A 213-nucleotide genomic window follows, 5' to 3' on the forward strand; every position below is an offset into this window, starting at 1 on the left:
AACTTGGTTGCTTACAAAAAACTAGGGCAGTTACTTGCTGATCTAGATATACATTTAGCTGAAAAGGCTGAGCAGTATATAAGCGGTCTAATGGATGAACTTAAAATTCAAGCGACGCGTAAAAACCATGTTAATACTTTGACTCATATTCATGGTTATTTTTCTAAAGACCTCACCGCAGAGCAGCTTAAAGAGTTGTGTGAGCAAATTGAT

The 213-nt window shown here is 36.6% G+C and carries 1 protein-coding gene; it reads left to right on the forward strand.

Features of this window, described 5'->3' with window-relative positions:
• Positions 1-213, forward strand: a 213-nt coding sequence (locus tag V6256_RS15990) for a DUF1722 domain-containing protein (protein WP_341599187.1), incomplete at both ends; no start/stop codon positions are given.

The organism is Psychromonas aquatilis (assembly GCF_038155185.1).
Lineage (GTDB): Bacteria > Pseudomonadota > Gammaproteobacteria > Enterobacterales > Psychromonadaceae > Psychromonas > Psychromonas aquatilis.